Source organism: Aurantimicrobium minutum (assembly GCF_029892845.1).
GTDB classification, from domain to species: Bacteria; Actinomycetota; Actinomycetes; order Actinomycetales; family Microbacteriaceae; genus Aurantimicrobium; species Aurantimicrobium minutum_B.
The window spans coordinates 206,703-213,493 of record NZ_JARXVT010000004.1 but is presented as its reverse complement, the minus strand read 5'-3'; the positions used below and the strand labels follow the sequence as shown (position 1 = coordinate 213,493).

At 51.1% G+C, this 6,791-nt stretch carries 7 protein-coding genes; 2 read left to right on the top strand and 5 right to left on the bottom strand.

All coding sequences use genetic code 11. The features are described from left to right. Positions 1–157: 157 nt before the first annotated feature. Both M2118_RS07035 and M2118_RS07030 read right to left on the bottom strand, forming a co-directional pair. Positions 158–1,045, bottom strand: a complete 888-nt coding sequence (locus M2118_RS07035; protein ID WP_280795216.1) for a hypothetical protein — start codon at positions 1,043–1,045, stop codon at positions 158–160. A gap of 120 nt (positions 1,046–1,165) precedes the next feature. Continuing rightward, positions 1,166–1,636 carry an RpiB/LacA/LacB family sugar-phosphate isomerase gene (locus M2118_RS07030; protein WP_280795215.1) on the bottom strand — a complete coding sequence of 157 codons (471 nt, stop codon included), beginning with the start codon at positions 1,634–1,636 and terminating at the stop codon, positions 1,166–1,168. A gap of 44 nt (positions 1,637–1,680) precedes the next feature. Here M2118_RS07030 and M2118_RS07025 point away from each other — a divergent pair, with 44 nt between their 5' ends. Further along, a complete protein-coding gene (locus M2118_RS07025; protein WP_280795214.1) occupies positions 1,681–2,031 on the top strand; it encodes a zinc ribbon domain-containing protein YjdM in 351 nt (116 codons plus the stop codon). Between the two features lie 3 nt (positions 2,032–2,034). Here the strand turns inward: M2118_RS07025 and M2118_RS07020 are convergent, their stop codons facing one another. From M2118_RS07020 to M2118_RS07010, 3 genes are all read right to left on the bottom strand, one after another. Continuing rightward, positions 2,035–3,015, bottom strand: a complete 981-nt coding sequence (locus M2118_RS07020; RefSeq protein ID WP_280795213.1) for a zinc-binding dehydrogenase — start codon at positions 3,013–3,015, stop codon at positions 2,035–2,037. 9 nt (positions 3,016–3,024) lie between these two features. After that, a complete protein-coding gene (locus tag M2118_RS07015; RefSeq protein WP_280795212.1) occupies positions 3,025–4,362 on the bottom strand; it encodes a DUF4032 domain-containing protein in 1,338 nt (445 codons plus the stop codon). A 102-nt stretch (positions 4,363–4,464) separates the two neighbouring features. After that, positions 4,465–5,553, bottom strand: coding sequence for an ABC transporter ATP-binding protein (locus M2118_RS07010; RefSeq protein ID WP_280795210.1), 1,089 nt, complete (start codon positions 5,551–5,553; stop codon positions 4,465–4,467). Between the two features lie 181 nt (positions 5,554–5,734). On the opposite strand from M2118_RS07010, the gene M2118_RS07005 reads away from it, so the two are divergent. Further along, positions 5,735–6,781, top strand: coding sequence for an LLM class flavin-dependent oxidoreductase (locus M2118_RS07005; protein ID WP_280795209.1), 1,047 nt, complete (start codon positions 5,735–5,737; stop codon positions 6,779–6,781). Positions 6,782–6,791 lie beyond the last annotated feature (10 nt).

Here is a 6,791-nt window from a genome sequence, read left to right as displayed (position 1 = left end):
CGACATTGCTCCAGAGTGTCAACAAGGACGCGACTCATCTAGTGTTAATAAGGACGCGACTCATGTGTCAACAAGGTCGTGAACCTAGACACCCTCAGATCCACAAGAAATTCCTCGCAACTGCGAGGAATTCTTTGTTTAACCACCCACTGGTTCTTTATGGAGTGGGCACTGGAATAACCGCTGGTTCCCCTGTGGTGATGTCGTATTCTCCGCTCGCAAATCGGTTCACCCACGACCTGAGATACGTTACGTCTATCTCAGAACAGCCAGTGGGGTAGAACTCTTTATGAAGTCGAATCGGTTCGTTCTGTAATTGACCATTCTTGAGTTCGACGATGTACATCAAGGCCCCCACTGTTTTATACACTTCATCGCTGAGGCGTGGGTCAATTTCCATTTTCCAGGCCCATGGGTTTCGGTAACCGGTGGTGGTCGCCATCCAGGACAGAGGCATCATGCTTGTCACGCGATGAGCTGAGACCACAAAGTTCACGGTGAGAGCATCTTTGTTATCGATGTAGTTCACGATGGAATCGTGGTCCGGACTTGTACCAGGATCTCCCCACCAATGTGCATGAACCTCAATGGGATCGTATTGGTAGGTCTGGCCAAACTTGTTGTTATAGAACACATAAAGGGATGAGTTCCACGACACCTCATCCTCGCCAGATTGCTCGTTGTCATTATTGACCTCGTAAGAAATCCAACTAGGAATATCTGATGAACTCAGGTTCACCATTCGGGTGCCGTTATAGACGAAACCCTCAGGGGGAGTGTAAATCGAGATGTTGTTGGGAGCATCAGGAACCACTTCAACACCAGGTGGAGTAGGCGGTTGAGGTCGAACAGGTTCATCCACAATAACTTCAGCTACGGGGGCCACTGAGGGCTTTGCCGTGGTGAGAACACCGTCAGCATGTTCGGAACGCGGGGGATCAATAGCTTCTATCACGATGGGTGAAGTCACAGCAGAGCTGGCCACCAAAGCGAAACTAGATCCCAGAACAAAGCTCGGTAAAGCAATTGCTGTTGTGATCAGCACTGAGTGAACCGGTAGCTTGTGTAGCAAAATCATCCCCTGTTCCGAGCGTACTCCCACGCCGGCTCTCAGGTTGAATCTAGACCTCGATCCTGCGTAATGGCAGGGAAACTTACAGGGTCTCTATCTCTCCAATGGCTGAAGATTTTCGTTATTGATCTCAACGACTTTGGCTACGCGCCGAGCATATTTCTCATCGTGGGTACCAAGCCATTCTGTGGTCATCCACACCCGCACAATCTCCATGGCGAGAGCAGAGCCAATAATCTTGCCGCCGATACACAGCACGTTGGTATCTGAATGGCTTCGTGCCAATTCTGCACAGAAGGAGTCCTGACAGACTGCGGCATAGACGCCGTTGACTTTGTTGGCAATCATGGCTGAGCCATATCCAACCCCGTCAACGAATATCCCGCGATCAACTTCCCCCAGAGCAACTGACTTTGCTGCTGGATAAACATGATCCGGTAGATCGGCGGGGTCACTGCTGTCAGTTCCGAAGTCAATCACCTCATGACCTTGAATCGTGAGCCAGGCAGCAATCTCGTTTTTGAGTGCGAGTCCTGCATGATCATTGGCGAGGGCTATCTTCATGACCCAAGGCTACGTGATATGTTTTCGAGGTTCAAAGGATTGACATGTCAGAAACTCTGCCCCCTTGCCCACACTGCTCAAGTGAATACACCTACGAGATGGGTGCCTTGCTGGTTTGCCCAGAATGTGCACACGAATGGAACCCTGAAGAAGATCAGGCTAATGATTCTTCGATTATCAAGGACTCCGTTGGAAACGTTCTTGCTGATGGCGACACTGTCACCGTGGTCAAAGGCCTCAAGGTAAAAGGTTTCCCTCAGGACATCAAGGTTGGAACCAAGGTGCGCAACATTCGCTTGGTACCGGACGCTTCAGATGGTCACGACATTGACTGCAAGGTAGACGGCTTTGGCCAGATGCAACTCAAGTCCTCCGTCGTGAAGAAAGTTCTCTAAGACTTACTTTTCTTCACTAATCCGGACAACAATTTTTCCTAGGTTGTTTCCGTCAATCAGTGCTGCGAAACCGTCTTGGATATCCTCAAGACTCACACAGTGATCAATGACGGGTCGCGCACCAGATTCTTCCATTACGCGCAGGCAGTTATAGAACTCTGCCAATGTGCACGTGGTTGAACCAATAATGCTCAACTGTTGGTAAAAGATTCTGTTCAGGTCTGCGTTTGCATGAGGACCTGACGTTGCGCCACAAATCACGACAGTTCCACCTGGGCGAAGTGACTTGAGGGAATGTGACCAGGTAGCCTCTCCCACTGTCTCGACGACGATATCTACTCTCTCGGGCAGTCGTGCACCAGGCTCGAAAGCTGCATCTGCGCCTAAATCGAGTGCAAACTGCCTTTTGCGCTCATCTCGAGCTGTGACGTACACAGTTGCTCCAGCTGCCTTGGCAAGAGCTATGGCGGCGCTGGCAACGCCACCAGACGCCCCTTGAACTAAAACCCTGTCACCGGCTTTGAGGTCAGCACGGGTGAACAGCATGCGATAGGCAGTTCCCCAGGCAATACCCATTGCAGCTGCTTCGTCAAAACTCAGCCATTCAGGCTTGGGAACGAGGCTGCCTTCTGGCACCACAATGTAATCGGCAAAAGTACCGTTATAGAGCTCGCTGATGATGGAACGCTGCGGATCCATCGTCATATCGCCCATTCCACGCGCCGCGTCAGCAACAACAGGATAAATAATGACCGGTTTGCCGTCATCGGTGTACCCGGCACCATCACAACCCAAGATCATGGGAATTCGCTCAGCGGGATGGCCTACCCCACGCAGAGTCCATACATCGTGTGGATTAAGCGAGGCTGAAACGAGACGTACCCTGGCCCAACCTGTAGGAATTTCAGGCTCTGGCATTTCTTGGACGACTAGTCCTGCAAGAGGGTTGTCAAAGTCTTGGCTGGTGGCTACGGCGGCACGCATAACTACAGGCTAAACCAGGTCGCGCCAATCCCGCTCAGGTTCATCTGCACCACGCGGGGGCATCGGTTCGTCGTTGTATTCGAAATCATCGTCATCGCGAATGATGTCCACCGCAGCAGTGAATGTTCCAGTGGGGGGATTGATTACGACTTCTTCGTCCCTGCGGTACTGAAGCACGTTTTCTATGTAATCCCGAACGGCCTCGTTCAGGGGAACGTCTCGGGCCTGTTCTTGGGACATAAACCAACGGTGTTCCAGAACCTGGTGGAAAACTTCAGCTGGTTCAAGTTTGCTGTCTAAGTTCTCTGGAACTGCCCGAATGACAGGTTCGAAAACTCTCGTCAGCCACAAGTGTGCAACAACTTCCTCATCAAGGTTGAGCAAGCTCACAGTTGCGGAATATGAATCTAAATCATTGAGGAGGCGTCTGGCTTGGTTCTCTTCTGTGTCTAGCCCCGTCAGGCGCAGTAGGCGGCGTGCATGGTGACCTGAGTCCACCACCTTGGGTTGAATTTTAACCTTGGTGCCATCAGCATCTGTTTTGATAGAGAGCTCTTCAATATCGAAACCAAGTTCATTCAAGCGTTGCACGCGTTTGTTGATCTTCCAGAGTTCATTTTGTTCGAGAAGTTCAGGGTCATTGAGTTCATGCCACAAAGTGTCATAACTGGCCATAATTCGATCACTTGTGGCAACAGGGTCGATGTCTGAATCAAGCTTTCCTCCGGCCTGAATATCCATGAGCTCACCGGCGATATTGACTCGGGCGATCTCTAGATCATGTTCACGTTGACCCTTCGTCAGGCTGTCATAAAGCCTGCCGGTTTCAGCGTCAACCAAATAAGCCGCAAAGGAACCAGCATCACGGCGGAAAAGGGTATTCGACAGAGACACGTCACCCCAGAAAAAACCCACATTGTGAAGTCTGACAAGGAGCAGGGCGAGTGAATCCACTAAACGTTGTGCTGTTTCTGGACGCAGAGTTGTGGAATAAAGTGCACGAAAAGGCATCGAGAATTTGAGGTGACGAGTGACAAGTGCTGAGGGTAAAGGGTTCCCTTCTACATCTGTTCGTCCTTGAACGACAGCAACAGGTTCCACGCAGGGCACTTCAATCTTCTGCAAATTACGAAGCATCTCGTATTCGCCTTGTGCCATCTCATCAGTTGTTTCTTTGATGGCGATCACATAACCGTCAAGTTGTGCAAAGCGCACTATGTGGCGCGAAATACCTTTAGGGAGTGCCGTGATGGTGTCGTCAGGCCAGTTCTCCAATGGAACATCCCAGGGTAACGCGAGTAAACCAGGTTCAACCGTTGCAGCAGTGATGTTGAGTGAACCACTCATTGACGTTTCTCTTCTCTTAAGTGAGTTGCCCGCGACCAGATAACTGATCGCGGGCAACGGTGCACGAGATGTACTGATGAATCTGACAGATTCAGCTGTGAATTAGTGAGAGATTGCTCCGGAGAGACGCTCACCAGATTCTGCGTCAAAGACGTGAATGTGCTTCTCAGTGGGAAGTACGAATACTTCATCACCGCGCATAGGGTGGTCACGACCATCTACACGAACTGTGATGCTGTGCTCAGCACCGTCGATGATGACGTGTCCGTAAAGGTAGCCGTCTGCACCGAGCTCTTCAACGACGTCAACCTTGATCTTGAGGCCTTTGTCCTTGTTCACTGTGAGGTCTTCGGGACGAATACCTACGGTGACTGCTCCAGTTGCCTTCTTGGTTACTTCTGCGTCGACCTTGGCAACGGTGTTACCAAACTCAACACCACCGGAAACAACCTTGGAAGGGAAGAGGTTCATTGCAGGGGAGCCAATGAATCCAGCGACGAACTTGTTTGCTGGACGCTCATACAGGTCGCGGGGTGTGCCGACTTGCTGAAGCAATCCATCTTTCAAGACTGCGATGCGGTCACCCATGGTGAGTGCTTCAACCTGGTCGTGTGTCACGTAAACAGTGGTGACGCCCAGACGACGCTGTAGTGAAGAGATCTGGGTACGAGTCTGTACACGAAGCTTTGCATCCAAGTTAGAAAGTGGCTCATCCATGAGGAATACCTGAGGCTTACGAACGATTGCTCGTCCCATTGCTACACGCTGACGCTGACCACCAGAAAGTGCTTTGGGCTTGCGGTCCAGGTACTGCTCGAGGTCAAGGAGCTTTGCGGCCTCGAGGACACGCTCTGCGCGTTCTTCCTTCTTGATACCAGCAATCTTGAGCGCAAAACCCATGTTCTCTGCCACGGTCATGTGGGGGTAGAGGGCGTAGTTCTGGAAAACCATAGCGATGTCGCGGTCCTTGGGAGGAACATCAGTGACATCACGGTCGCCGATCAGGATGCGGCCGCCGTTGACCTCTTCGAGGCCGGCAAGCATGCGCAAGGTTGTTGACTTACCGCAACCCGAAGGTCCGACAAGAACGAGGAATTCGCCATCTTCAACCTTGAGGTTGATTTTGTCTACTGCGGGCTTGGTAGTGCCGGGGTAGAGGCGAGTGGCGTTATCAAATGTAACTGTAGCCATGACTATTAGTGCTCCTTCACCGGCAGGTACGTGCCGGACGATCCGTTGTGAATGGTATGCGATATCCGTCTTTGGATATCACTGGTGATAATTCTGTCATAAGAACCGAATGAAGGAATAGAAACGGTGAATTTCCGCTTATCCTTGCTGTTGGCGACAGCAGCAAAGAAAAGGGAACATTGTGGCGAAAGTTATTGAATTCGGATTAGACACCTTCGGCGATGTCACAGAGGATCTGAATGGAAAACCTCTCTCCCAGGCGCAAGTACTTCGCAACGTGGCAGCCGAGGCAGTTCTTGCCGATGAGGTTGGATTGAATTTCTTCGGAATTGGTGAGCATCACCGAGATGACTTTGCTGTCTCATCGCCTGAAGTGTTACTGGGAGCTATTGCCGCTCAAACCAAGAACATTCACCTGGGGTCAGCAGTTACAGTGCTGAGTTCAGATGATCCCATCCGCGTTTTTCAGAAGTTCTCCACCTTAGATGCCGTCTCCAACGGTCGAGCTGAAGTAATTGTGGGTCGAGGCTCTTTTACAGAATCCTTCCCACTTTTTGGGTTTGATCTGCAGGATTACGAAAGACTGTTTGAGGAGAAGCTGGATCTCTTTGCACATCTCGTCCAGGGTGGCCCCACAACGTGGCAGGGGACTATCCGCCCCGCATTGAATGAGCAGATGGTTTACCCAACTGTTGAAGGGGGCAAGCTCAAAACGTGGATTGGTGTTGGTGGCAGTCCTCAGTCTGTTGTTCGCGCTGCCCAATACGGTTTGCCGTTGATGTTGGCCATCATTGGGGGAGACCCATTACGTTTCCGCCCTTATGTCGATCTCTATCACCAGGCACTCGCTCAGCTGGAACTAGAACCTCTCCCTATCGGGCAGCATTCACCTGGATTTATCGCACAAACCGATGACGAAGCAAAGAACCTCATGTTCCCTCATTATCAAGTCATGCATGAGCGCATTGGTCGCACTCGTGGCTGGCCACCGTTGACTCGAGCACAGTTTGATCACGAAGCAGGCCTTGAAGGGGCTCTATTTGCTGGTTCTCCTGAAACAGTTGCCCAGAAACTAGCTCGAAGCATTCATGGTCTAGGGATTTCTCGCTTCGATCTGAAGTACAGCTTGGGAACACTGCCACACGAGCATCTAATGAGCAGCATTCGACTCTATGGCGAAGTTGTGGTTCCTCGAGTTCGCGAACTCCTCGCTGAGATGGACAAGTAACATCTCGTAA

What these genes read in the sequence shown, in the direction of transcription:
- M2118_RS07030 (WP_280795215.1), bottom strand. Translation starts at nt 1,636, where the DNA reads ATGAAGATAGCCCTCGCCAATGATCATGCAGGACTCGCACTCAAAAAC.
- M2118_RS07025 (WP_280795214.1), top strand. Translation starts at nt 1,681, where the DNA reads ATGTCAGAAACTCTGCCCCCTTGCCCACACTGCTCAAGTGAATACACC.
- M2118_RS07020 (WP_280795213.1), bottom strand. Translation starts at nt 3,015, where the DNA reads ATGCGTGCCGCCGTAGCCACCAGCCAAGACTTTGACAACCCTCTTGCA.
- M2118_RS07015 (WP_280795212.1), bottom strand. Translation starts at nt 4,362, where the DNA reads ATGAGTGGTTCACTCAACATCACTGCTGCAACGGTTGAACCTGGTTTA.
- M2118_RS07010 (WP_280795210.1), bottom strand. Translation starts at nt 5,553, where the DNA reads ATGGCTACAGTTACATTTGATAACGCCACTCGCCTCTACCCCGGCACT.